At 64.1% G+C, this 26,110-nt stretch carries 16 protein-coding genes; 12 read left to right on the top strand and 4 right to left on the bottom strand.

Annotated elements, in window-relative coordinates:
- Window positions 1-25: 25 nt before the first annotated feature.
- Window positions 26-787 carry a hypothetical protein gene (locus ACXJ1Z_RS15255; protein WP_463777776.1) on the bottom strand — a complete coding sequence of 254 codons (762 nt, stop codon included), beginning with the start codon at window positions 785-787 and terminating at the stop codon, window positions 26-28.
- A gap of 821 nt (window positions 788-1,608) precedes the next feature.
- Between ACXJ1Z_RS15255 and ACXJ1Z_RS15250 the strand changes: the two genes are divergently transcribed.
- Window positions 1,609-2,004, top strand: coding sequence for a VOC family protein (locus ACXJ1Z_RS15250; RefSeq protein ID WP_463777774.1), 396 nt, complete (start codon window positions 1,609-1,611; stop codon window positions 2,002-2,004).
- 341 nt (window positions 2,005-2,345) lie between these two features.
- Here the strand turns inward: ACXJ1Z_RS15250 and ACXJ1Z_RS15245 are convergent, their stop codons facing one another.
- Entirely contained in the window at window positions 2,346-2,606 is a 261-nt protein-coding gene (locus ACXJ1Z_RS15245; protein ID WP_463777773.1) for a hypothetical protein, read from the bottom strand.
- 115 nt (window positions 2,607-2,721) lie between these two features.
- Between ACXJ1Z_RS15245 and ACXJ1Z_RS15240 the strand changes: the two genes are divergently transcribed.
- The 10 genes from ACXJ1Z_RS15240 to ACXJ1Z_RS15195 all read left to right on the top strand — a co-directional run bounded on the left by ACXJ1Z_RS15240 (window position 2,722) and on the right by ACXJ1Z_RS15195 (window position 20,791).
- Window positions 2,722-3,516 carry an AraC family transcriptional regulator gene (locus ACXJ1Z_RS15240; protein ID WP_463777772.1) on the top strand — a complete coding sequence of 265 codons (795 nt, stop codon included), beginning with the start codon at window positions 2,722-2,724 and terminating at the stop codon, window positions 3,514-3,516.
- A gap of 112 nt (window positions 3,517-3,628) precedes the next feature.
- Window positions 3,629-4,087 (top strand): SgcJ/EcaC family oxidoreductase, encoded by a 459-nt coding sequence (locus ACXJ1Z_RS15235; RefSeq protein ID WP_463777770.1) that lies wholly within the window; start codon window positions 3,629-3,631, stop codon window positions 4,085-4,087.
- Between the two features lie 161 nt (window positions 4,088-4,248).
- Window positions 4,249-4,557, top strand: a complete 309-nt coding sequence (locus tag ACXJ1Z_RS15230; RefSeq protein WP_463777769.1) for an EAL domain-containing protein — start codon at window positions 4,249-4,251, stop codon at window positions 4,555-4,557.
- A gap of 233 nt (window positions 4,558-4,790) precedes the next feature.
- Complete coding sequence (locus ACXJ1Z_RS15225; protein ID WP_463777767.1) at window positions 4,791-6,470, top strand: catalase; 1,680 nt, start codon at window positions 4,791-4,793, stop codon at window positions 6,468-6,470.
- Window positions 6,470-7,033: an ankyrin repeat domain-containing protein gene (locus ACXJ1Z_RS15220; protein ID WP_463777766.1), complete on the top strand. Its 564-nt coding sequence runs from the start codon at window positions 6,470-6,472 to the stop codon at window positions 7,031-7,033. The genes ACXJ1Z_RS15225 and ACXJ1Z_RS15220 overlap by 1 nt, the downstream gene beginning before the upstream one ends.
- A 310-nt stretch (window positions 7,034-7,343) precedes the next feature.
- Window positions 7,344-7,487, top strand: coding sequence for a hypothetical protein (locus ACXJ1Z_RS15215; RefSeq protein ID WP_463777764.1), 144 nt, complete (start codon window positions 7,344-7,346; stop codon window positions 7,485-7,487).
- A gap of 678 nt (window positions 7,488-8,165) precedes the next feature.
- Window positions 8,166-9,773 (top strand): ShlB/FhaC/HecB family hemolysin secretion/activation protein, encoded by a 1,608-nt coding sequence (locus ACXJ1Z_RS15210; protein ID WP_463777763.1) that lies wholly within the window; start codon window positions 8,166-8,168, stop codon window positions 9,771-9,773.
- A 2-nt stretch (window positions 9,774-9,775) separates the two neighbouring features.
- The gene (locus tag ACXJ1Z_RS15205) at window positions 9,776-19,525 is read left to right on the top strand and encodes a two-partner secretion domain-containing protein (RefSeq protein ID WP_463777762.1); all 9,750 of its coding nucleotides are present in this window, start codon (window positions 9,776-9,778) and stop codon (window positions 19,523-19,525) included.
- 31 nt (window positions 19,526-19,556) lie between these two features.
- Window positions 19,557-19,871 (top strand): hypothetical protein, encoded by a 315-nt coding sequence (locus tag ACXJ1Z_RS15200; RefSeq protein WP_463777761.1) that lies wholly within the window; start codon window positions 19,557-19,559, stop codon window positions 19,869-19,871.
- A 551-nt stretch (window positions 19,872-20,422) separates the two neighbouring features.
- Window positions 20,423-20,791 carry a hypothetical protein gene (locus tag ACXJ1Z_RS15195; RefSeq protein WP_463777760.1) on the top strand — a complete coding sequence of 123 codons (369 nt, stop codon included), beginning with the start codon at window positions 20,423-20,425 and terminating at the stop codon, window positions 20,789-20,791.
- A 1,017-nt stretch (window positions 20,792-21,808) separates the two neighbouring features.
- On the opposite strand, the gene ACXJ1Z_RS15190 is transcribed toward ACXJ1Z_RS15195, so the two are convergent.
- Entirely contained in the window at window positions 21,809-23,812 is a 2,004-nt protein-coding gene (locus ACXJ1Z_RS15190; protein ID WP_463777759.1) for a TonB-dependent receptor, read from the bottom strand.
- A gap of 69 nt (window positions 23,813-23,881) precedes the next feature.
- Window positions 23,882-24,325, bottom strand: coding sequence for a TonB-dependent receptor plug domain-containing protein (locus tag ACXJ1Z_RS15185; protein ID WP_463777757.1), 444 nt, complete (start codon window positions 24,323-24,325; stop codon window positions 23,882-23,884).
- A 213-nt stretch (window positions 24,326-24,538) separates the two neighbouring features.
- Between ACXJ1Z_RS15185 and ACXJ1Z_RS15180 the strand changes: the two genes are divergently transcribed.
- Window positions 24,539-25,633 carry an LLM class flavin-dependent oxidoreductase gene (locus ACXJ1Z_RS15180; protein WP_463777756.1) on the top strand — a complete coding sequence of 365 codons (1,095 nt, stop codon included), beginning with the start codon at window positions 24,539-24,541 and terminating at the stop codon, window positions 25,631-25,633.
- Window positions 25,634-26,110 lie beyond the last annotated feature (477 nt).

The raw sequence follows: 26,110 nt of genomic DNA, 5'->3' as shown, positions 1-26,110 counted from the left end.
TTTTGTCATGTCGCTGCTCACTTTGTCACTGTGGCTGCGGAGCTATGGATATAGGTGGTGGCGCTGGGACTGTGTCAAGCGTCGGTTGCCGAGCCGCCGCCTCTATCGTCTTCTGTCGGCACCATCGAATGAGTGCCGTATCCTCGCCGATCTTCAGATCAAGGGGTGAAGTGCTGGCAGAGCGTACGACACAAGCGATGTTGCTACCGCTGTCCTCAATGTCCGTGCGGATTATCAAAGACAAGCTCCCGTCCCGATGAACTCCGATCACGCGTTGAAGCGTTGTTTTTGTCGTCTCAAAACGATCAGTAGGGTAGGCGTGAAGCAAAGCCAAAGGGCGGGCGGGCTCCACGCTTGCGATCGCTGAAAGAGAACGCTGGATGGCGCCGGCCGACGCCGACACCAGTGATACCTGCCATGTCTTTCCAGACGAGTCCGTCACCGGTTCACGAAGCAAAATCTTGTCCGTGGCCCACTGCGTGTACTGTTCGGAGGGCGGTGCCACTGCGGGCACGGATAGCGGCTCGTTACCGCATTGACGGTTCTGGGTGAGCACGTAAGCATAAGAGTCCGGCTTGAATATTGACGGCGCCGCCTTAGCCATATGATCTACCGTGACTTTGCACACCTGCCCGATTTCGTCCCCGGCATCATACGGATTCAGCTGCGCAATGTAGATAATCTGGCGATCCGGTGAAAACCGAGCAAAAGTGTCGAAACTGATCCATCCTTCGCGGCGGTCCGGACCCAGGCGAACTGTGTCCCGCGTCGCGACAATTCCGACCATCTTGGCAGGATCCCAATGACCCCGCCCGCTTCCCTCCGATATCCACGCTGGACTATCGACCGCCGCAAAGGCCACACGTTCCATGCGAACTGAACTAGTCGCCGGCTTTACGGGTGCCTTAGTCTCACGTGCAGCGGCAGTTGTAGGTCCTACGCAGGCAACGACCATCAGGACTTTTAGCTCCAACCACAAGTGTCCTGACATGTTCTTTCCCCCGCCTAACGTCCCTTTTTTAAGAGAGATTCTCCCAAGATCACGCATTCTAAAGTTTCCGATGCCGAGTTGACATAAAGGGGTTCGCACGACTTTCCATCGATAAGTGAAATGCCGCTAGTCCACCTTTCGCCGCAAAATCAGGCTGATCAGACACTACACTGACCTAGACTTCGACGGTGCCGCTGCGCTCCCCGAAAGCCCGCCTTTTTCTGGCGTTTGCTGACACCGAGGCAGCCGCGATCATGAAGATGAACAAACGGCCGCTTTTCGGCATAGCATCGTGGCCTGCCAATGACCGGAATGAGGGCGGCAGGCGCCCAGCCCTGCGCGTTCTCTTCGGGCTGCTGATGTCTGCTACGGGAGCTTGCTTTCCTGAATCCGGACGTGCCGTTTCGAGGGCGGGACCTGACTTTGCGCTTTCCGGCAGCAAGGACACAGTTCGGGACGTTCAGCAGCCCAGGTGTTTGCCATACAGCGAGTAAAGTTTGAGCTTTGACCCGCCGCCTCGGACTCCTCAGACGTTCCATTAGGACAAGATCGAGGGACCGGATACAAGGCTCGAGAGCGTGATCCCGCATGCTCACATGTCACCCAGGAGAGATGATTTGCTGTTTCATACGATGGTAGGATCGAACGATATCGAACGATCCAGGGGCTTCTACAACGCCGTGCTCGGCGTTTTGGGAGTAGGGGAAGGAGCAACGAACGTAGCCGGCAGCGGGCACACTCGGCTCTTCTACAGCAACAAGGGCGGAACGAATTTCATCGTCAGCCAACCGATCAACAATGAACCAGCAACCGTAGCCAATGGCAGCACCGTCGCTTTCTCTTGCAACTCCCCCGAACAGGTAGAACTGTTTCACGCGACCGCACTCGCCAATGGCGGCACGTCCATTGAGGATCAGCCCGGCCCACGAGAGTCTGCAATGGGAACCATCAATCTCGCATACGTTCGCGATCCTGACGGCAACAAGCTGTGCGGGATCTACATTCCAGCCTGAGTCGCCGCCGCAAGATCATCGATTCAGGTAGGTGCCTGCTTCATAGATCGCCGACCGGTTACAACCGGTCGGCTCGACCCACGTGCAGCCATCAACGCGGCGCGATTGGCAAGATGAATAAAAGTCCGCTGTCGCGGAGTTCTAATGAGCCTCGAATGTCTGGATTGAGGGCGTCAGCCGCCCGGCCCAGCCGTCATCCTGACGACCGCTTTGCCGAGGGATTTGCCTCTGACCGGATATGCCAGCTCTTAGGCCGCCGCTAGCGGACATTTAACGTGGGCGGGTATTATCGCTTCATGAGAGCTATGCTTGACCCGCAGGCCGCCCCGACCGGAACGGCCTCACGAGTGATGGCGCACGGTGATTGCCAACCACAGCAGGCCGGGCGCGGCAACTACGAAGGGCGCGACAAAGGCGACGAGGAGAGGTAAGTCGGTGAACGCCCACAAGACGACCATCACCGCACTGACGCCCGCGCTAACCATTATCCAACCCTTGGGGTGATCCGCCACATAGCTGCCTTCGCTTTCAGCCTGCTTGAACCCGATTTCCTGGCCATGTTTGTTAAGTCTTGGTGGCTCTGGATCAGGCATCGCGCCCATATGATAACGCGTTTCTCCATGAGGGGCTAGCAAACGACATACGGCGCCCGCCCTTCCACGGTGATAGCAAGTTTTCTTCCTATTGACGTTGTCAGGCTATGATTGATGATGTGGCGTGATCATCTTGCAGTGTCCTGCGGCGGCGGAGCTGAAAAGCGTCGTGCTGTCCTTTGCCGAACGACGCGCGGTACTCGGTGTAGACGTCGTCACCGTGCCCCTGCCCGCCCGCCCCGATCAGTTCATCGAGTTCTACCTTGGTGATCGCTACGCCGTGTCACACGATGATGGCGAGGCTCAGTATGCTCCGGAAGCGGTCATCGTTGGGCCGCAAAGCTACCGCCGCGCACGCCTGTTCCTGACTGGCACCATCCATGTGTTTACGATCCGGTTCCAGCCAGGCGGGCTCCATGCGCTGTTTGGCATTTCGATGCAGGCCTTGGTCAACGAAGGCGTGCCCGCTGTCGACGTGCTGGGCCGAGCGGCGACGAGCCTGAGTGACGGCATCATGTCCGCGCCTGACTTTGAAGCGCGCATCACCGCGGCGCAGCGCTGGATCGGAGGTTGCCTCAGCCTAGCATCGCCCGTCGATCCCGTAGCTCAAATGGCCGCCGCCCTGGTCAGATCGGGTGGGCGTCTTAGCATCCAGACACTCGCCCGGAACGCCGAGTTGAGCGACAGGCAGTTCACCCGGCGCTTTGAAACTCAGGTCGGCCTGACTCCAAAGCTCTTCGCTCGTACCGTTCGCCTCAATGCCGTTCTTCAAGCCAGGGCACGATCGCCGGGCGTAACCTGGACCGAACTCGTGCACCGCGCCGGCTATGCCGATCAGGCCCATTTCAACCGCGACTGCCGCGCCCTTGCCGGCAGCGCACCGCGTGACTTCTTTGCCGAATGGATGGCGGGCCAATGACGCTTTTGTTCAATTCTCATCGCCTGGGTTACGATATCGCACTGTCCGCAAGGAGGTACCCAAGATGGACAGGCGGCAAGCAATGGTTGGGCTCTTGGCCGCAGGAACGCTCATGAGCGGTAAGGCAAGCGCCACAATCGTCGGCGATCCCGCCGCGAAGGTTCGACAACTCGTCGATCGCTACGCCGCCGCATGGAACGCGTCAGACATGGATGCGATGGCCAAGCTCTACACAGACGATATCCATTGGGTGAACATCGTCGGGATGCACTGGAAGGGAAAAGCTCAGGTCGATCATGCGCACCGCATCTATTTCGACGTTATGTTCAAGGGCGTGCCGATGGTGCTTGAAGAGATTGAGTCGGTGGTGGCGATCACAGGAGGCGCGCTAGTCGCCGTGGTACGCTGGTCAGTCGGTGCGTTTAAGACTCCCTTTGGTCAGCAGGTGCCGCCAAGTCGGGATCGCATGTCCCTGGTCCTGGTCCCGAACGGCGATGGCTTGCAGATTGCACATGGCGCTAACATCCAGATCGACGAACTGGCCCAAAAGTCCAATCCTGTCGGCGTGTAGCCACACTGAGGCAAGTTGCGGCTGCTTTCGGGAGCTCAGTCAACGAGAACTATCGTCCGCTTAGAGGGCGGCAGGCGCCTCCCCTGCCCTTTTCTTTGGGCTGCTCATGTCTTCTACGAAAGCTTGCTTTCCTAAATCCGGACATGCCGTTCGCGCCCTAATTGCAGACGCTAGCGGCAAGTGGCAACCAACTACCATCACACCTGAGGCCAGGAAGATGCCATGCTACATGCTGTCCGAACGACGATGATGGCGCGACCGCCATTATCGAGGCGATCACCACCGTAGCAGAAGCGCTGGGCATGGAGACGACGACCGAGGGCGTCGAACATGCAAGGCAGCTGGACATCCTGCGCGAGCAAGGGTGCAAGCAGATCCACGGATTCTACTTCAGCAAGCCGATCACCGAAGGCCAAGTCGCCGGATGGCTGCAAAGTGCGATCAGGACCGAAATGCTCAAGGCGGGTTAAGCTGCGGCCTTACGTGACCACCGCGACATAAGCTTGGCCGACAACATGCGACGCATGCTCTGTGCGGCCGGGCACTTCACCACGGCACTTCGAAAGATCGACCGCAAGCCAATGTTTGGTGGCGGATCGTTGCTTGCGATCAGCGGAATAAAAACGATTACGAACATAGGTTAAACCGGTTGGGAACTGCGCGGGCACCATGTCACTGGAGGCCCAACAATCAGGGGAAAGCCATGAAGACCTATACCTCGCTGGCACTCGCAACTGCCGTTTACGCCATTCCGATCTCCGCCGCGATCGCACAGACCGCCACGCAGGTGGAAGACCGCATGACGACGGTCGCAGCCCCGCTCGCAGCGTACAAGCCGCAGGCTGCCCAAGCCGGCGTGTCCGGCACCGTTGATGCACAGGCGGGCGCGGCAAGTGGCGGCGCGCCGCAGATGACGCGCGACAATGGCGCCCCGATCGGCTCGAACCGCAACTCGGTCGCGTTGGGTGACACTGGGCCGGTCCTGCTCGAAGATACGACGCTGCTGGAGAAGCTCGGCCGCTTCGATCGCGAGCGCGTGCCCGAGCGGGTTGTCCATGCTCGTGGTACCGGAGCACTTGGCGTGTTCCGCTCGACGGCGGACCTGTCCGAGATCACCAAGGCTTCGCTGTTCGGCCAGCCCGGCAAGGAAACGCCGGTTTTCGTCCGCTTCTCCACCGTTATACATCCGTCGGGTTCGCCCGAGGGCGCGCGCGATCCACGCGGCTTTGCGATCAAGTTCTACACCGACCAGGGCAACTGGGATCTGGTCGGCAACAACCTGCCGATCTTCTTCATTCGCGACGCGATCCAGTTTCCTGACATGATCCACTCGCTCAAGCCGTCGCCGGTGACGAACAAGCAGGACCCCAATCGCTTCTTCGAATTCTTCTCGGGCACGCCCGAGGCGACCAACATGCTGGTCCATGTCTATTCGAACCTGGGCACGCCCGCTTCGTACCGCACAATGGACGGCAACGGTGTCCACGCCTTCAAGCTCGTCAACAAGGACGGCAAGGTCGTATTCGCTAAGTTCCGGTGGATCAGCCGCCAGGGCGTAAAAAGCCTGACCGGCGACATGGCGGCCAAGGCACCGGCGAACTATCTGACCGACGATCTGTATGGCGCGTTGGCAGCGGGCGAGACGCCGACGTGGGACCTGATGGTCCAGACGATGACGCCTGAGGAGCTGGGCAAGCTGACATTCAACCCATTCGACGACACCAAGGAATGGCTGACCGCGCCGTTCCGCAAGGTCGGTGAATTGACGCTCAACCAGGTGCCGGAGAACTTCTTCCGCTGGACCGAGCAGTCTGCCTTCGCTCCTGCGAACATGGTGCCCGGCATCGAGGCTTCGCCCGATCGCATGCTCCAGGGTCGTCTGTTCTCCTATTCGGACACGCAGCGCTATCGCATCGGCGCCAACGTCATGGACTTGCCGGTCAATCGCCCGCGCGTTCCGGTGGTGAACAACAATCAGGATGGCCTGCTCGATGCCGCAACGGGCAAGGTCGACGTGAACTACTTCCCTTCGGTAACGCAGGGTAAGACCGTCAGTCCGGAGTTCGCGCCGACGCCGATCAGGATCGACGCGATCGCGCGCACCGCACCGATCTCGAAAACTGAGCCGTTCGACCAGGCAGGGCAATTCTACCGTTCGCTCAAGGCTGCCGACAAGGCGGATCTCGTGAAGAATCTCGCGGGTGATCTGGGCGTGGTGACCTCGATGCGCACCAAGGTGGTGATGGTCAGCTACTTCATGCAGACAGACAAGGACCTGGGTGCTCGCCTGGCCAAGGCCGTCAACGTGCCTGCGGGCGAGGTCAACCGGGCCGTGTCCGAGTACCAGGCTACTGCCGATGCGCGCTATGCGGGGCAGCAGTAATGCTGCTCCTCGCGCTTGCATCGGCGCTGGCGACCACGCCGGCGCCTGCCGCAACCCTGCCGCCCGCCGCAACCCTGCCGTCGCCCGAACGGCGGCAGGAGTTGCTGTTCGAGGCTGCCAAGCTCGGCCGGGTGGACCTGATCCCGGTCCTGATCAAGAACGGGGCGGACGTGAACGCCTACGAAGCACGCGGCTTCACTCCGCTGATCCTGGCGGCCTACAACGGCCAGGCCGAGGCTGTGGACCTGTTGATCAAGGCCGGCGCCGACCCGTGCAAGCCCGATCGCGAGCAGGGTAACACCGCGCAGATGGGCGTCGCCTTCAAGGGCGACGATCGTTTGGCAGCACGGCTGCTCAAGGAGAAATGCGACGTCAACACCCGCAACAAGGCGGGGCAAACGGCATTGATGATGGCGGCTTTGTTCGGCCGCACGACGCAAATCCAGCTGCTGCTCGATGCGGGCGCCGACAAAGGCGCGCTTGACCTCTCTGGCCGGTCCGCAGCAACGGTAGCGGCGTCTCAGGGCAACGAGGCGGTGGCGATGAAGCTCAGCACCCCTTGATGGCTGCTTAGCGGTAGCTGCAGTCTAGGGTCAATGTCAGTGACCCTGACGGGTGGAGTATCCGCATCTGCTCAGACATCCAACCTGTCCGGCAGGAGATCACGAAAGTGGAAAACGCCTGGCGCAAGGCTCGGATCGCAGACGACACCGCGTTCCTCGAGCAGTTCTATGCAAAGGAGGGGCGCATCTAGGGTATGGATGGCAAGGTTCAGTCTCGTGCCGCAGACATTGCGCTGTTTGCCAGCGGCAAGATCAGACCGAAGTTCTTAGATCATGTCCCCTAGAGATCGCCACCCATCGCAACACAGCCGTGGTCACTGGCGTCTACCATCTGGGTGGAACCGCGTTTGGCCGCTACGGCGAAATGTATCTGCGCTTTATAGACGTGTTGGTGAAGCGAGATTGGCGCTGGCAGCTGGTGGTGCAGCAGGCGACGCAAACCAGCGGGTTCTGAACGGCCGCTCTCCACCGCCAACCTACTCCACCGCCAACCTAGATGCCGACGGTGCCAACTGCACCGCCTGAAAGCCGCCCTTTGCTGCATCTGTTAGCGCTGGATCAGGCGCCAACATGAAGATGAACAAAGGGCCGCTTTCGGGCACGTCATCTCAGCCCCTTAGCGGCCGGAATGAGGGCGGTCGGCGGCAGCTCACGACCAGGGTCGGCCGTTCGCGCTCGCTCCGGCGAACGTCTGTTCTCGACAATAACTGCCAGTTGCTCTGATCAAGAGCCAGCAATCGGAACATGCTGATTGGCTGACAGTCTGTACGACCATCAAACCTTCGCCGCAAACCCACTGTGTCAGAACTCTCGTTCAAATTCGAACACGCCGCCTAGCCTTGTCGCTGACGCGTTTGCAGCGGCCGATGACGCAACGTACCGGCTGCTTCGGTGTGCCGCTTGACCCACGTCAGCGCGCAAGTTGCCGATATCTACGCCTGGCATGAAACGCTTTTCAGACCCGAGAGTTATGTGTTCGCTTGTAGGCCGTGACGCGGCGAAGCGTCAGGGGTTGGCGTGTTTTCGGGCATGATGAACGGGGCGGGGCATTGCGATGGTCACGGGGCGGTCAGGCGTTAGGCGAAGCAGCCGGTATGTTGGTGGCGCCGCGATCTGTGTTGCCTTGCTCGCTGTGCCGTGTGTTGCGTCGGCTCAAGGGATTTCGCCCGCTGACCAGGAACAGGCGCGGATCCGGGCGGAGCGGCAGGCTGCCGAGCGCGCGGCGCAGGAGCGGGCTCCGATCGTTTCGCTGCAGCAGGACGATGCCGCCGTGCTGGGGCCGTTCCCGGTCGAGGCGGAATGCTTCCCGGTCCGCGAGATCGTGGTCGAGAATGCGGAGGTGGCCAAGTTGCGCTGGGTGCCGGGCTTTCTCGCGCAATTCCAGGGCCGCTGCATCGGCACCCAAGGGCTCAACTACGTCGTGCGCGCGTTGCAGGGGCAGTTCATCGAGCATGGCCTGGTCACGACGCGCGTGGGTCTGCCCGAACAAGAGCTGGCGAGCGGGACTCTGCGCATCGTGGTGGTGCCGGGGACGGTGTCGGGTATCCGCGTCAACAAGGCCGATCGCACCAGAGTGTGGTCGCGCGCCGCGCCGCTCGAGCGTGGCGACCTGCTCGACTTGCGCGCGCTGGAGCAGGGGCTGGAGCAGCTGCGCAGCGTTCCCGGGCGCACCGCGACGGTGGACATCGCGCCCGGCGATACGCCGGGCGCCTCGATCCTCGACGTGACGCTGGCGCAGCCGCGACCGATCGCCGGCTCTGTCAGCATCAACAACTTCGCCAGCGAGCGGGTGGGGCGGTATCAGGGCTCGGTGCAGCTCGCCGAGCTGGGTCAACTGGGCTTCTCCGAAGTCATCAGCGTCTATTACAACCGGCGCACCGACAGTCCGGGCATCCCGGCCGATAGCCGCGGTTATGGTGCCACCGCTTCGGTGCCGCTGGGCTGGTGGACGTTCAGCGCCAACGCCTCGTCCAACCGCTACGAACAGACCGTCGTCGGCGATGTCAGCACGTTCGGCGCACGCGGCAAGCTGGAGCGGATTGCGATCGCCGCCGAGCGCGTGGTCCACCGCGACCAGGCCTCGCGCACTTCGGTCAGCGTCGGCCTTGCCAAGCGCTGGGCGAAGAACTTTATCGACGATGTCGAGATCGGCATCCAGCGGCAAGACCTCACCGACCTCGAACTGCGTCTGATCGACCGGCGCAGCATAGGGCGTGCGCGCCTCGACGGATCGGTGGGCCTGCGTCTCAGCCTCGGCATCCTCGGCGCGCAGGACGAGCCGAGCGACCGCCCCGATGCTCTGCCGAGCGCGCGCTATCGCATCTTCAGCGCCAATTTCTCGCTGCTGGTGCCGTTCGAGCAGGGCTTCATCAACGACTATCGTGCCGAGTTCTTCGGCCAGGTCAGCAGCAAGAACCTCTACGGCTCGGACCTCGTGCAGGTCGGGGGATCGTATACGGTGCGGGGGCTCGACAGCGATGCCGCGTTGCTGGGGCGTGAAGGCTTCTACGTGCGCCAGGAACTGGGTGCGCGCGTCGCCGATGGTTTCCGGCCCTACGCGCTGTTCGACTTCGGCGGTGTGCGCGATGGGCCGGGCCTGCGTGGTGGCGCGGGCATCGGCCTTCGCATGCAGCGTGGACCGGTCTTCGTCGACGCATTCGGCGCGCGCCCGGTGTTCGGCCGCGCTATCAACAATCGAGACCGCATCCGCTTCGGCCTTGCCGCCGGCATAGGATTCTGACCATGACCCAGCTGTCCTTCATCGCCACGTGCCGCCGCATCCGCGCTGCGACCGCGCTCTCGCCGGTCAGCAAGGGGGTGGGGCTCGCCGCGCTGCTCTTGATCGCGCCGCTGACGGTATGGGCGCAGGAAGCGCCAGCCCCCGCTCCCAACCCGGTGGTACCGGTGCAAGGCGGCGGCACCCGGCTGGACTACGGCGCGAACGGCGTGCCGGTGGTCAAGATCGCCGCGCCCGACGCTCGTGGCACCAGCTACAATCGCTACGACGCCTTCAACGTCGACGGGCGCGGCGTGGTGCTCAACAACAGCGACAAGATCGTGCAGAGCCGCCTTGCCGGTTTCATCGACGGCAACTCCGCGCTAAAGGCCAGCGGCGGGGCGAACCTCATCATCAACGAGGTGGTGTCCGCCAATCCGTCGCGCATGGCGGGCTATCTCGAAGTGGCCGGGCGGCCGGCCGACCTGATCCTCGCCAATCCCTACGGCATCACCTGCGATGGGTGCGGCTTCGTCAACGCACCGCGGATCACGCTGGCAGTGGGCGCGCCGCAGCTGAAGGATGGCGCGGTCAGCGGATTTCGCACTTCGACCGACGCGCTCAACGTCATCGGACGCGGGCTGGACGCCACCAACGCGCGGCTGGAGCTGTTCGCGCGTGCGGTGACGATCAACGCGGGCATCTATGCCGATAGCGTGACCGCCAGCTTCGGCACCGGCGATGTCACCCGCGACGGCGAGCTGGTGGTGACTGGCAAGCGCAATTCAGCGGCGGCGGATCAGCCAGTGTTCGGTCTCGACGTTGCGGCGCTGGGCGGGATGTACGCCAAGTCCATCCGCCTGATCGGCACCGAGGCTGGCCTTGGCGTCAACGTCTCGGGCGAGCTTGCAGGGCTGGAGCAGGGTATCAGCCTGTCGTCCGACGGGCGGGTTTCGATCGGCGGCATCGTCACCGCCAAGACCGACGCAGCGATCGAGACCACCGGTCCGCTCGACGTGGCCGGTCAGCTCTATGCCGAGGGCAAGACGACGCTCAAGGCGGGCGCTCTCACCAGCGGCGGATTGATCGGCAGCGGCGGCGATCTTACGGTGTCTGCGGGCGCGATCAACAGCAGCGGCACCCTCGCCGCCGGTCTCAACCGCGCGGGCGGCATCGCGCAGGCCGGCAGCGTGGCGCTGACCACCGGCGGCACCGCCAACCTGTCCGGCCGCGTGCTCGCACGCGATGGTCTGGCGATGGACGCGGCAAGCATCCGCAACGCCGGACTGGTGAGCGGCGGCAGCGTGACGTCGCGTTCGGACGCGCTCGACAACAGCGGCGGCGTGATCGACGGAAAGACCGCCCTTGATGTTCGGACCGGAGCAATCACTAACGTGGGCGGCGCGATCCAGTCCGGCGGCGCGCTGACGCTCACCGGCTCTGCCCTCGCGAACGAGCGCGGCGCGGTGCTGGGTCTTGGCGACGGCAAGGTCACCGTGGACGTGCGGGGCGCTGTCGCGGGCGTCGACGGGCAGATCGGTGGCAACGGCGACGTGTCGCTGACTGCCGCGAGCCTGTCGGTCGCGGGCGCGAAGGGCAGCGTCACGGTAGGCAAGGCGCTTACCGTCTCCAGCGGCGGCGGCATCGACGTCAGCGGCAATGCGCTGATCGCCAGCGGCGGGGCGGCCGATATTTCGGCGGGTACCACCACCAACATCACAGCGGGCGCGATCCAGAGCGGCGGGGCGCTGGCGCTGCGCAGCAATGCGTTGACGGTTGGCAGCGCCGGGCAGGTCAGCGGCGGCGCCGGCTCCATCGTCACCCGTGGCGGCCTCACCAACGCCGGCCTGATCGCCAGCACCGGACGCATTGATGTAAACGCAGGGAACTTGAGCAACACCGGCACCATCGCCGCCGATGCGGGACTGGGCCTCACCGTCTCGGGCGATCTCTCTACAAGCGGCCTCACCGCGTCAGATGCAGGCATCGCTATCCGGGCCGGCTCTCTCACCGCTTCGGGTGGCACGATCCAAGCGGGCGGACCGCTGACGATCACGACCGGCCTCGCCACGCTCGACAAGGCCACCGTGCTGGCGCTGGGCACCGGCGGGCTCTCGCTCGCCAGCACCGGCGCGTTCAGCGCGACCGGCAGCCGCCTGGGCGGCAATGGCGACGTGGCGTTTTCCGGCACCACCATCGGGCTCAACGGAACCCGCGTCACCGCGCTGGGCGGTCTGACGCTCGACGCCACCGCCGGTGACCTCGCGCTGACCGACGCAGCGACGCTGGAGAATGCCGGCGACCTGACGCTGCGCACCGCCGGCACGCTCAGCCACACCAGCGACATCGTCGGCCGAGGCGCGAACCTGACCCTTTCCGCCGCTCGGATCGGCAATCGCGCGGGCTCTATCCTGCATCTCGGCACCGGCACGCTGACGGTGACCGGCACCAGCGCAGTTGACAACACCTCGGGCACGATCGGCACCAACGGCGCGCTGGCCCTGAGCGGCGGCACGCTGGCCAACGCTGGCGGGCGGATCACCGCGGCGGGCTCAGCTGCGCTCAACCTGACCGGCGCGGTCACGAACGGCAGCGGCCTGGTCTCTTCGGGAGCCGGCCTCACCGTGCGTGCCGGCGCGGTGACCAACACCGGCGGATCGATCGAGACCAGCGGCGTGCTGGATGCGCGCGTCGCGTCGCTCGATGGCGGCACGCTGGTCGCGGCAGGCCCGGCCGGGAAGCTGACGCTGGACGCTACTGGCGCGATCAACGGCGGCGTGCTGATCGGCGCGGCCACCGATGCGACGATCGCCGCCGGATCGGTCACCCTGGCGAGCGGCGCGCGGCTGACCGCGGGCGGCGGCCTGACTGCGACCACGCGCAGCGGCGATCTCGCATTGAATGGCGGCACCGTCGAAGCGGCGAACGTGTCGCTGACATCGGCGGGATCCATCGCCACGGGTAGCGGCGGCGTGGTGCAGTCCACCGCCGCGCTGACGCTGTCCGCGGGGCAAGGCATCGTCACCACCGGTGGCCGGATGGTCGCGGGCGGCGCGCTGGCCGCAAAGGCCGCTACCATCGACAACCGCTCGGGCCTGCTGGTCTCGGGCCCGGGCGGCGCGACCTTCACCGCGACCACGGTGCAGAACGCGGGCGGCACGCTGGGCGGAGACGGCGCGGTCGCGCTGACCGCCGCCACGATCGACAACGGCACCGGCGTGCTCGCCGCCGGCACCGACCTGACGCTGACCGCCACCACCCTGACCAACGCCACCGGCGGGCAGCTGTGGGCCGACCAGGATGCCCGCGTCTCGATATCGGGCGCGCTGACCAATCGCGGCAGCATCGCCGCCAACCGCGATCTTGTGCTGAACACCGGTTCGCTCGACGGCGGCACCGGCGCAAGCGCGGGCACGCTGGCGGGCGGGCGCCTGCTCGAAGTCAACTCGGGCGGCGGCACCACCGGCAAGCTGGTCGCCCCCAACGCGCTGACGCTCGGCATCACCGGCGACCTCACCAACGCGGCGGGAGACACGATCTCGACCCCGGGTGCGCTGACGCTGAACATCGGCGGCAGCTTCACCAATGCGGGCCGCATCGAGGGCGGCGCGGTGGGCATCACCACCGGCGGCGCGATCGCCAACCAGGCGAGCGGTAGCATCAAGGCCGGCACCATCAGCCTTGCCGCTGCGACGACGCTGGAGAACGCAGGCCTCATCAATGGCGGCGCGGCGACGCTGCGCGGATCGAGCATCGCCAACGTCAGCGCGGTGTTCGGCGACCAGGTGGCGCTGTTCGGCACGGGCGGCATCACCAATGCCGGCAGCGACGCGGTGATCGCGACGCGCAGCGGTCTGCTCCAGCTTTCGAGCGGCGGTGACATCGTCAACCGCGACGGCGCGCTGCTCTACAGCCTGGGCAACATCGCCGCCACCGGGGCCGACGGGACCGGCCGCGCGGGCTCGCTCACCAACTTGTCCGCCGACATCCAGGCGCAGGGCGATATCGCCATCGCCGCGACACGCGTAGTCAACGACCGTGCGAGTTTCGCAACCGAAGAAGCGCTGCTCTCCAGCCAGTACGTCGAGAACGCCGACCGTCGTGACCGCGAGCATCGCACGCTCACCAGGTACACCGAGACCGTCACCGACACCCGGATCACTGCCGACAGCGGCGAGGCCCGGATCATCGGCGGCAACATCACGATCGATGCCGACAGCCTGACCAACAACATCTCGACTATCAGCGCAAGCGGCAACCTAGGCGTCGGCGCCGCGGCGGTCAGCAACGCCGCGTTCACCGGCTACAACACGACCACGCAGACCGGCACGATCGAGGATCAGAAGCGCAACTGCTTCCTGTTCTTCTGCGGCGACTGGGACACGCGTTCGACCACGCCGCTCAACACCGTGAACCCGGTGGCGACCTTCACCATCGCCTCCACGCTCACCGCGGGCGGGACGCTGGCAATCGATGCGCGCACGATCGACAATGTGACGCTGACGCCCGGCGGCGGCTCGGCGGACATCTTCGCGGCGACCGCGACGCCGGGCACGGTCAACGCCGGTGCGGCGCTGGCGGCGGGCGGCCTGGCGGCGGTGACTGCCCCCGGCACCGCGCCCGGCGCGATCACCGGCACCACGATCGACCCGTCGTTCGGCTTCGCGGTGCTCCCGCTGAGCGACCGCGCGGGCGGCGGCGCGGTCGCGGCTACGCTCGATCTCGGTGGCCTGTTCAAGTACGCCGACAGCACCTCGCAGTTCCTGGTCGAGGCCGATCCGCGCTTCTCCAATTACCAGAACTTCGTCTCGAGCGACTACTTCCTCGATCGGCTCGGCTACGACCCCGCTCGCGTCCAGCGGCGCCTGGGCGATGGCCTTTACGAGCAGCAGTTGATCTCCAACCAGCTCGTCGCGCTGTTGGGGGCGCAGCGGCTGACCGGCTACAGCGACAATCAGGCCCAGTACCGGGCGCTGCTCGATGCCGGGGCGACTTATGCCCAGCAGTACCAGCTGGCGCTGGGCGTCGGCCTCTCGCCCGAGCAGATGGCGACGCTGACCAGCGACATCGTGCTGCTGGTGGAAACCACGGTGCAGACGCCGTCCGGATCGCAGACGGTGCTCGCCCCCCGCGTCTACCTGACCAAGGCCGCAACCGGCGATCTTACCAGTGGCGGCGCGATCATCGCGGGTCGTGACCTGCAACTGCGCGCGTCGGATTCGTTCGCCAACGCCGGCGTCGTGCGCGCCACCGCAAGCAGCACCATCGTCGGCGGCACGGTTACCAACAGCGGCCGGCTCGACCTCGGCAGCCGCGCGGTAGTGGCCGCTTCAGGCGACCTGACCGACCGGGGCGGCGCGATCACCGCCGGCGACCTCACGCTCTCGGCCGGTCGCGACCTGGCGCTGGCACCGGTTGCGACCACTCGCACCGTTGCGACCCGCTACTACGCCGGGCGCTCGGACCAGCAAGTCTCGCTGGCGACGACGACCACCAATCGCGGCACCGACTTGTCGGCGAGCGGCAACGTCAACTTGCTCGCCGGGCGCAGCGTGTCCGTGGCCGGCGCGACCGTGGCGGCGGGCGGCGATCTCGCGATCCAGGGCGGGCAGGACGTGGCGATCCGCTCGGCCACCGACACCGGCTCGTCTTTCGCCATCGGCCGGCAGGGCAAGACGCAGTTCAAGCAGACCCAGACCGAACAGGCCAACGTACTCAGCACGCTGAACGCGGGCGGCAACGTCAGCATCGCCACACCGGGGGCGCTTGCGGTCTCGGGGGCGGAAGTGACGGCCGGCAAGGCGCTCACTGCCGACGCCGGCAGCATCGCTGTTACCGGCGTGGTCGACAGTACCCGTCTGCAACGCGACACGCTCAAGAAATCGGGCGGGCTGCTCTCCTCGACCAAGACCACCACCACCTACGACGGCACCGACCAGACCGTGGTCGCCTCGACGCTGGCGGGCGACACCGTGGCATTGCGCAGCCAGGGCGACAGCCGCATCGCCGGTTCGAACGTGGCGGCGAGCAGCGGCGTCGGCATCCAAGCGGGCGGGGCGATCGACATTGGCACGCTGACCGCCACCGACACCGAGGCGCAGTCCACCCGCGTCAAGAAAAGCGGCCTGTCGATCGGCGGTGGCGGCCTGTTCCTGGGCGTCGCCAATAACCGCAACGACGTGAACACCACCAGCACTACCAACATCGGATCCCTGATCGGATCGACCGCGGGCGACGTGACACTCGATGCCGGGCGCGACCTGACCGTGACCGGCAGCCAGGTGGTCGGCAATGGCACCACCCGCCTCACCGGCGAGCGCGTGACCGTGCAGAACGCGACCGACACGACGCAGACCGATACGCTCAGCAAGTCGTCCAGCATCGGGCTCTCCGTCGGCGTCCAGAACCCGGTGCTGAGCGGACTTGCCGGCGTGCGCGACGGCGCCCGCGTGCTGGGCAACGGCAACACCAACGCCCGCACCATCGCGGTGGCCGGCGTGGCCGGCGGTCTTGCCGCTTACAACGCCGTCGATGCGCTGAGCGTGGGCGGGGCCAATGTCGCCGACACCGCACGCAATCTGACTTCGGTCGGGGTGAGTTTCGGCGTATCGAATAGCAAATCCACTTCCAGCACCACCGACCAGACCAACCTGGCTAGCCGCATCGCCGGCCAGGATGTGGTGATCGCTGCGCGGGGCGCAGGTCCTACCTCGACCATCACCGTGCAAGGCAGCGAAGTGGTCGCGCAGCGTGACCTGACACTGGTCGCTCCGGGCGCGATCACGCTGCGATCGGGCAGCGAAACCGACACGCTGACGCAAGCGAACAAGTCTTCCGGCTTCTCGGTCGGCGTGCAGTTGGGGCTGAACGGCGGTATTACGCCTTCGGCCTCGCTCAACCTGGGCAAGGGCAGCGCCAGCGGCACCGACGTGCGCCAGACCGAGAGCCTGCTCAGTGCCGGCAGCCAGGTGCGGATCGCGACGCCTGACGCGCTGACGCTGCAAGGCGCGCAAGTCAGCGGCAACCGCGTTTCGGTCGATGCCGGCAGCCTTGCGATCGTCAGCGAACAGGATCGCGCCAGCTATGCCGAGCGCCAGCGCAATCTTGGCCTGTCGGTAAGTGCCGCGGGCGGCGGCTCGATCGGCGGCAACCTCAACAACAGCCGCCAGAATGGCGAATATGCCAGCGTGCGCGAGCAGTCGGGCATCTTCGCCGGATCGGGCGGCTACGACGTCAATGTCGCGGGCAACACGAATCTCGTCGGCGGCGTGATCGCCAGTGAAGCGGGGGCCGAACGCGATCGCCTGAGCACCGGCACCCTCACCGCATCGGACATCGCCAACACCGAACGCTATCGCGCCAACAGCACCACTCTGGGCGGTGGTATCGGCGGCATCGGCAAGAACAAGGACGGCCTCGCCACCGCCGGCACCGATCGCACGCCGGGCAGCCAGTTGCCGGGGCTGCGCACAGGCATCGGCACAATCAGTGCGACGCCACCTCTGGTGCTCAATGCCAAGGGTAGCCAGTCTGGCACGACGTCCTCGGCGATCGCGCCCGGCACGATCGCCATCACCTCGGGCGATGCGGCCAGTCGCGATCTCGCCGCCACGATCAGCCGCGACACCGCCGGCGCCAATGCCGGCGCGCTCACCCAGCAGTACGACGCCGACAAGCGCGAGGAGATCGCGCTGGGCTTCGCCGCCGCGACGCAGCTTGCCAACCAGACCGGAACCTTCTTCGCCAACCGCGCGAACGAGGAGCAGATCCTGCGCGACCAGGCGCGGCGGACCAACGATCCTGCCGAAGCGGCGCGCTTGACCGAGCGTGCCGATGCCTTGCGCGATACCTATGGCGCTGGCAGCTCCGCACGACTGATCGCCACCGCGCTCAATGGCGCGGCGGGCAGCGGGGTCACCGGCTCGCTTGGCGGACTGGTGCAGGCCAGTGCGGTCAACGTGCTGCAGGGGCTGGCGGCCTCGGCTGTGAAGGATCAGGTCGACCTCATCGCCAATCCGCGCGACCGTGAAGTGACGCGCGCTGCGTTGCAGGCGGTGGTTGGGTGCGCGGGTAGCGTCGCTGGGGGCTCTGGCGGATGCGGCAGCGCCGCGACTGGCGCGGCAGCCAGCGTCGTGCTCAACAACCTGCTGAAGAGCGGGACCAACGCCACGGTCGGGCCCGATGGCAAGCCGCTCACGATCGATCAGCAGGAGGCCCGCAGCGCGCTCGTGGCGACCATCGTCACCGGGCTTGGCGAGGCCTTGGGCACTGCCTCTTCCGCTGCGACGTTGGCAGCGCAGATTGAGACCGAGAACAACTCGGCGAACGGGCGCAATTATGTGAAAGGCGGCGTGACGCCGTTCACGCCCGCCCAGCTGGCGAGCGTCAACGGCTTCTTCCGCGGCAAGTACGAAGCGCTCGGAAGCACCGACCAGGCCCGTGCCGAGCGACTCCAAAAGATCATCGATTGCGCGGCCAGTTCCAGCTGCAAGGTCTCCGATCCGGTCGAACTCGCCGCCTTCAATGCCTGGGTCGATGTCGCCAATGACAAGGTGCGCACAGCGTCTAACAACCGCGCATTGAACGATCGCCTGGTTGACGTGCTGAGCCAGAACGATCCGGTCATGGCGGAAAAGCTGGCCAGCCAGTCGCAGGCAGTGCTGACGCAAGTGCGCGCCGACCTCGCCTCCGGTCGCGGCGACAATGTGGTCGGCCGCATCTCCGGCGGCATCCTGTCGACCTTCCTCAGCGACGATCAGATCGCAGATCTCTACCTCGCCAACGTCTCCGACCGCGTGGGGGAACGCAAGGGCAGCTTCGATGAGGCAATTGCGCGGGGAGCACAAGACGTACGGGCGCAAGCGATCACGACACGCCAGAACGCAGACTCGCAAGCGGCCACGATGCGTGCGAACGGCACCTCCGAATTGCTGGTGCAGGCGTTTCTATTCAAGGAATACTACAATGCGGCAGCGCAGGAGCGCACGACGACAGCACTGCTCGATCAGGTGCAATTCCTAGGCGACTACCTCACCGATCCTTTGCGAGTTACGCAGACGACCGCACGGGGCGCGGTGGGTGGGCTCGATGCAGCCCTGCTGGATGATACCAGCGCGTTGGAATATGTGCGCCGCGCCGGCGCTGCAGCTGATGGCTTCGCGCAGTCTAGCCTGACGGACAAGGCCACGGCGCTAGGCAGCGCGCAAGGAAGCATCACGGCCATCGCTATCGATGCGGCGATATCCCACGGGGCCAGCGCGGCAATTGGCCGAGCCGGTTCTATCGTACGCGAGACGGGGGCAGCGGGCACAGGTACGGCAGAAGCCGGCGCAGCCAGCGGCAGCCTCTCTGGACGCGCACCTGCGTTCGCAGGGCGCGTCGACGCAGAAGCAGGTATGGCCGAGCCGACCATGTTCTACGAACGTGCGGCGCAGACTGCGACCAACAATCCTGATGGCGGGACGGTCGTGCTGGGCAAGTATATTCCCAACGATCCTGCCTCTTATGAGGCCGTGGCGCAAAGGACAGGCTCGACCTACTTCTCGATGGGCGATTGGAACGCGGTCGTTTCGGAAATCGGCGAAGACCGGATGTGGAATATCAACCGTTCTTTCCTCGATCAGCAGATCGCGAAAGGCAAGGAATTCATCTTCACCGCCGATCCTGCCACCGCGCGGGTGGGCACGTACACGGAACTCGAGTACAAATACCTCCAGGCCAATGGCTTTAAGGTGATCAGGGACAGCGATGGGACCTTCCGTGCCACTAAGAAATGATCTCGATAGCCGTAACCTTTTGCAGGACACAGTGATTGGCTATTACGAGAATGCCGGTCGAGCAATTACCCGCCTCGGCGAGGAGATCGCGAGCGATGGTTGGCTCCAGATGGATTTCCTTGTGGATCGTCGGCATGTCATCCGCGTGGCAGTAGGTAACGATCCCAATCCGCAAGGCGACCGTTGGCTCTCTTCCATATCGTTGGCATTTGGCCCCTATTTCATCGGACCTTCCGACTTCTGGTCGTTTGACAATGCAATGCGCCTTTCTCGAGCTGCGGAGACAGCATCTATAATTCACAATTTAGCAATTTTGGATGAATACTGGAGCGGGGATTCTCAATGATATCCGTCGTTTGGTAAGACGTGTGGTAAAAATGTGAGATAGAAGTGAGTATAAAGGCCGGAGTATATTGGCTGTAAAATAGGTGAATTATGAGCTATGAATTCTACGATGAGGTAGAGAATATTGCGCGCGAACTTGCTAGTCATTCACACGGACTATTAGCCTCGCTACTTAGGAAAGATATAGGTCAAGGGTTTACGTCCACTGAAATACTAATGTCGTTGCGGCACGACATTGCGCCCGCAGTTACTGATGCAAGTGTCGCGCTTCCGACGAGGAAGCGTATCAAAAATTTGATTAAACAAATCGATATCGCGCTTGCCCCGTAATTTTGAGACCGGGCAGTGATACCGTCAGATCGATATTTAGATCCCGAATATTTTACGCGTCGCTGGTTGGAGCGAGCCGAGGAGAAGCTCGTGAATTCCTAAAGGCTCGCTCACGCCGCTATCGCAGTTCTAGGTGAATGGCGGCAAGTATCTCACCCGAGATAGCTTCGGAACACCATTCCTCCTGGATCCCAGCAAAGCCCTGCCGCGTGTAGGAGGAGAATGACAGTCGTGTCTTTGCACCCCTCCTTTAACGCATACGAGATTGCTGCCCGGATGGCCCTGGAAGACGGCCGTCAACTGGTGGTCTTTGTCTCGGTCCCAAGCGCAGGTGTGACCTACGACGAAATCCTCGGGCGTGAGGTGTTCTTGTTCGATCAAGCCGGCATCGCTGCGTGGCAGATCGATCCGGAGCGGGGCACGACCAAAGGCAGGACGCACGACTTCGATCCGACAATACCAACGACCGAGCCGTTCGTGAACGTATGGCAGGCCAACGGATCGGTCTATGCGAGCAGGATGAATGGTGACACCTTCCGCATCGACATGGAAACCGGAGCCGGCACTTACAGCGGCTGGGCAAGAACATAGATGCAGGCTACTTGGAGTGGAAGCTATGACATCCCGCGCAAGCTCGTGGCGTGCATGGAACGGTCTCGTGCAAGCCAAAAGCGGTGATGGAAGCTTCCGTACTTTTAAGGAATGACGAGGAGGGCCGAAATCGTTGAGGAAATCGCAGGCGATCGCTGATTTACCTCAGCCACTCTTGCATTCGGACCCTACTTTGTAAGTCCCGCCGATTTTTGGTCGTTCAATGATGGAGAGAAATTTCGAAGGGCGGCGGACGTCTCGTCAGTCTTGCACAACCTTACGCTCCTTGACGAGTTCTAGAACCATCTTTGAGTTGATCAGGCCATCACGATGCATTGACGGCCGTGATGATTGTCGAAGAGCCTGATCCAGCCTGTGTCACCGCCGCGTGAACGAAGCGAAGGCCGGTCGCTGACAAGATCCTTCTACTCAACATCTGAAAGATCGCCAGCCGATTGAAGCCTTGTCACGAGCGCGGCTGAATACGACAAGGTTGCCGGCGGCGTGTGAGCCAGCTTCTACCACGCGAGGCTCAATCCCGCCGCGATACGGCGCAAGATCGATGAGCTGATAGCCACCCCTACAGATCACGCCGGCAAGGTGGGGCCGAAGCTGCGCTTACCCCCCAAAAGCAGGATAGCCCCACTTGTGAATGTCAGCTCTGGCGAGAAGCCGACCTTCGGCGATGTGGACAAGAACGGCAGCTTCGTCCCACTTGCCCCCCTTCCCCGAGGCGCCCGCATGATTTTGAACGAACGTCGGCTTTCGGGCGCGCCGTCTTTTCGCCTGAGTGTCGGAAATGAGGGCGGTTCCACACATTGGCCCAACATCCAAGCAAGCGCCAAGCGCTCACTATCTTCCGTAAACGAATGGCGGAACTTGGCGAAGTAGCGCTCGCACCGATTAACCCGGCGAGTGCGCCTAGACTTGTTGATCTGGCACGCGTTTTGCCCCACCAGCTCTCAGCAGGCTCAAATCTGACCGCTATCTTGCCATGCAGCGGCTAACTCCCTTCCCTTAGTCCAGCTTGGCGGTCATGCGCAGGCCGAAGGTGCGACGGTCGCCCAACGCCCAGGTCGGCACGGCGTTGGTGGTGCCGATGGTCTTGTTGTACGTGTACTTCTCGTCGAACAGGTTCTTGACCCACACCGAGAGCGTGACCCGGTCATCGACGCGGCGCAGGCCGATGCTGGCGTTGGTCAGGCCATAAGTGCCCTGCCCCAGGTAGATCGTCGAGCCTGCGTCCGAAAACCGCGTCTTGCCGGTCAGCGCCTCGTTGACGAAGCCGAACAGCGCCACGTCCTGCCCGGCAACGGTGCCCGCCGGAATGTCGAAGTTGACGCCGACATTGGCGGTCCACGGCGCGACGTTGGGGATCTTGCGGCCCGACAGGTCGAGCGTCTTGGGGCCGCCCGGGTACTGCCAGTCCACCGTCGCGCCCGAGTTGGTGTAATCGAGGTACTTCGCACCCACGATCGCGCCGGCGGCGTGGAACTGCACGCCTTGGGTGATCTGCCAGTTGCTCTCGATCTCGACGCCTCGCAGCCGCACCTTGGCGATGTTGCCCAGGTACGCCTTGGGGATGTTGGTGCCGCTGGCGTCGAAGAACGAGGACGTGTCGGTGATGTTGCCCTGATAGTTCTTGATGGTGTTCTGGTATGCGTTGACGTTCAGGGTGAAGCGCCCGTTGGCCCAGCTGGACTTGAACCCGGCTTCGAAATCGAGCGAGGTCTCGGGCTCGGTGATGACCGGCGTCGCGCCGACGATGGTCGTGCCCGAATAGACCGGCACCGCGACCGTGTTCACCGCGCCCGACTTCACCCCGCGCGCGACCGAGGCATACAGCAGCAAGTCGGGCGTCACCTTGATGCTGGGATTGACCAGCCACGACACCGAGTTGTCGGTCTGCTTGTCCTTGAGCGAGAAATACCCGCCGAACAGCGTGCGCAGCAAGTTGGCCTGCTGCGCCTGTTCCGCCGCAGTGAGCCCGGCGGCGCCGTTGAACGACGAGCCGGTGTCGGACCCCTCGCGCTTCTCATGCGTGAAGCGTACGCCGCCGGTCAGGTCGAACCAGTCGGTCAGATGCAGCGTCACCTGTCCGAAGGCGGCGATCGTGCGGGTCTTGGCAATGCCGAGCTGGTTGTACTCCAGCCCGTCGAGCACGTTGGGATTGATCGTGATCGGCACCCGAGCCGTAAACGAAGCGGGCAGCGTCGTGCCATAGAAGCCCGCCGCGTCCCTGCCGAAGATGATCCGGTCGTTGGATTCCCGATCGTCCTTCAGGGCATAGGCACCGATCTGCCAGTCGAACACCTTGCCCGGCTCGGACGCCAGGCGGAATTCCTGCGACCAGAACTTGTTGTCGTTGTCGTAACCCAAGCTGTAGAGATACAGGCCGTAGCTGCCTTGGCTGTTGCGTGGGTAGAGCCGGAAGCTGCGGTACGCGGTGACCGAGGTCAAGCTGACCCCGCCGAAGTCGACGTTCAGCTCGTTCGAGACCCCGGTGGTGTACGAATAGAGGCGCGACGGGTTGGTCGAATCCCCGGTGGAAGGATCGGTATCCAGGTTGGTCAACCCGTAGAGCTGCGCCAGCTTGGTGGCATAAGTGCGATAGGGCGCGCCGTTGTTGTATTGCGTGATCGGCGAGGCGACGATGCCGTTGTAGTTGTTGAACTCCGCCGTCTCGTTGTGGTCCACGATCAGCCGGTTGGTGATGTTCGACGTTGGCGTCCATAGCAGTTGCCCGCGGATGCCCCAGCGATTGACGTCGGTGAAGTTGACCGTGCTGCGCCGGCTGTCGTCGATCTGCGGCGAATTGTTCTTGAAGAACCCGTCCTGCTTGTCGCGCAGGAAGCTGACGCGAAAGGCCAGCTTGTCCTCGACCAGGGTGCCGGTGGTGTACCCGCGCAGTGACAGGCTGTCGTAGTTGCCGGCGCTGACATCCAGCGCGGTCTCGGGCGTGAAGCTGGGCGCATTGTTGCGCACGATCACTGCGCCCACGGTGGTGTTCTTGCCCAGCAACGTGCCTTGCGGCCCGCGCGCGACTTCAAGCCCCGCAACATCGTAGAGCGGCCCCCAGGCGAAGCCGACCTAAGTGTAGAACACGTTGTCGACGATCAGGCCGACGCCCGACTCCGCGCCGTCGCTGCCCCCGTTGATGCCACCGACGCCGCGGATCGACAGCGCCGAAGTGCGCGGGTTCGAGGTGTATGGATTGAAATTCGGGATCTTCTGCGCGAAGTCCTGCAGGCGGTCGAGCCGCTCGGTCTTCACCACATCGCCCGAGATCGCGCTGATCGACAGCGGCACGTCCTGCAGCCGCTCGTCGCGGCGCCGCGCGGTAACGACGATTGCGTTGCCGCCACCATCATCCTCGGCAGCGACGGTCTCGGCAGACGGATCGACGGCCAGCGCGGCCTCGGCGGCTTGCGATGGCACCGCGAGACCGAATGCCATGGCGAACCCCGCTCCGCCGATCAGGCTGGAGGCAGCAGAGCAGCGCAGCTCGGCTCGAAGTCGCGAAATCTTGGTCATCGTTGGTCCCCCTGGGTTGCGAGCGTGGAGGCATATTCATCCATACCAATTTGGTATAGGTTAAATTGATTTAGCCCTGGCTAGATTTTCTAGTCACCCGCGATCAGGCGAGGAATCAAGGCGGACACGACGCCAAGAGGTTTCCGAAGGCCTTGCACAATCCCTATTGGCTGAGTAGCTTTGACTTTCCAAAGTGAGCAGATCGAGCCAGCCATGAGCAAGGACACCGAGTACCTCTGGTATATCCCCAACCAGATCGAAGCGGGCCATCGCGGCGACGTGGTGGTTCCAGGGCACAACACGCTGGATACGCTGACGCGGCAGGCGCTGGCGCTGGAACGGCATGGCTGGAAGGGCGCGCTGCTGGGCACCGGGTGGGGGCGGCCGGACACCTTCACCGTGGCGACCGCGCTGGCAGCACGCACCACCACCTTCGAACCGCTGATTGCGATCCGTCCTGGCTATTGGCGCCCGGCGCACTTTGCCTCCGCCGCCGCCACGCTCGATGACCTGAGCGAGGGCCGGGTGCGGATCAACGTCGTTTCGGGGCAGGACAACCTGGCCGCTTATGGCGACAGCGAGGCTGACCAGGCGCACCGCTATGGCCGCACCCGCGAGTTCATTCGCCTCGTCCGCCGCCTGTGGACCGAGGAAAACGTCACCTACAGCGGCGAGCACTATAGCGTCGCCGGCTCGACCGTGGTGCCGCGCATCGAACCGCGCGGAAGCCGCTTGCACCCGCGCCTCTACTTCGGCGGCGCGTCCGCCGCGGCCGAACAGACCGCCGCGGCGGAGGCCGACGTGCAGCTGTTCTGGGGTGAGCCGCTTGCCGACGTCGCCGAGCGGATCGCTCGGCTCAAGGCGCTGAGTTCTGCGCACGACCGCAACTTGCCGCCGCTCGAGTTCGGCCTGCGCATCACCACGTTGGTGTGCGACACCACCGAGCAGGCGTGGGCCGAGGCCGAAGCCAAGGTGGCCGAGATGGAGCATCGCCAAGGGAGCGACCACCATCGCCGCACCCCGGCCGTGGGCCAGCAGCGCCTGCTCGACTTGCAGGTACGCGGCGAGGTGCTGGACGACAACCTCTACACCGCGCCCGGCCGCGCCGGCGGCGGCGGCGCCGGCACCACCTGGCTGGTCGGCTCGGCGCAGGATGTCGCCACATCGTTGCGCAAGTACCAGGCGCTGGGGATCACCCACTTCATCCTTTCGGATACGCCGTACCTTGCCGAGATCGAGCGCCAGGGCGAACAGTTGCTGCCCTTGCTGCGCGGTGAGCAGGTCGAGACCGCACGCGAACTGGCTTGACATATAGAACCATTTAGGTTACACGTCGCAGCAGTCGGAGTGATCCGATACACGGCGGGTGCGGGCGAACGAGGCGCTCCGTTCGACCAACCCCGCACCATGCGGTCGGCGTTCAAACGGGCGCCAACACCGATGAGAAGCTTCATCCCACCGCTGCCCCCTCGCGGGCTTCGGAACGGGGCCAGCGCGACTTGCGAGCTCTACCGCCGGCGTTTCGCATTTTAGGGGCCGAGTTGGCGTACTTTCGCGTTCCCCCGCCAGCCGTTCGCAAGATGGAATACGAGCCAACCCTGTCGTGCCAGGTCCGCCGGCCGCAACGCCTGCCGTGTCTTCCTTTAGGCGTTATCCCGCGTTCGCCGGCGGGGGTAAAGTTGTGTCCGCTGGAGAGCATGTCAGTTTGCCCGCACGACCTACCGACCACGAACTTCGTCATTCCCGCCTTCGCGGGAGTAACGAAGGGAAGAGGGTGGCGAGTGG

The organism is Novosphingobium sp. TK46, from assembly GCF_055361525.1.
Note: the sequence above shows the minus strand (reverse complement) of the source record. Positions and strands in the feature narration are given on the sequence as shown.

Bases quoted from the DNA above. Each gene is read 5' to 3' on its own strand.
- ACXJ1Z_RS15225 (WP_463777767.1), top strand. From the start codon at position 4,791: ATGAAGACCTATACCTCGCTGGCACTCGCAACTGCCGTTTACGCCATT.
- ACXJ1Z_RS15185 (WP_463777757.1), bottom strand. From the start codon at position 24,325: ATGACCAAGATTTCGCGACTTCGAGCCGAGCTGCGCTGCTCTGCTGCC.
- ACXJ1Z_RS15195 (WP_463777760.1), top strand. From the start codon at position 20,423: ATGACAGTCGTGTCTTTGCACCCCTCCTTTAACGCATACGAGATTGCT.
- ACXJ1Z_RS15205 (WP_463777762.1), top strand. From the start codon at position 9,776: ATGACCCAGCTGTCCTTCATCGCCACGTGCCGCCGCATCCGCGCTGCG.
- ACXJ1Z_RS15235 (WP_463777770.1), top strand. From the start codon at position 3,629: ATGAGCGGTAAGGCAAGCGCCACAATCGTCGGCGATCCCGCCGCGAAG.
- ACXJ1Z_RS15255 (WP_463777776.1), bottom strand. From the start codon at position 787: ATGGTCGGAATTGTCGCGACGCGGGACACAGTTCGCCTGGGTCCGGAC.
- ACXJ1Z_RS15245 (WP_463777773.1), bottom strand. From the start codon at position 2,606: ATGGGCGCGATGCCTGATCCAGAGCCACCAAGACTTAACAAACATGGC.
- ACXJ1Z_RS15180 (WP_463777756.1), top strand. From the start codon at position 24,539: ATGAGCAAGGACACCGAGTACCTCTGGTATATCCCCAACCAGATCGAA.
- ACXJ1Z_RS15220 (WP_463777766.1), top strand. From the start codon at position 6,470: ATGCTGCTCCTCGCGCTTGCATCGGCGCTGGCGACCACGCCGGCGCCT.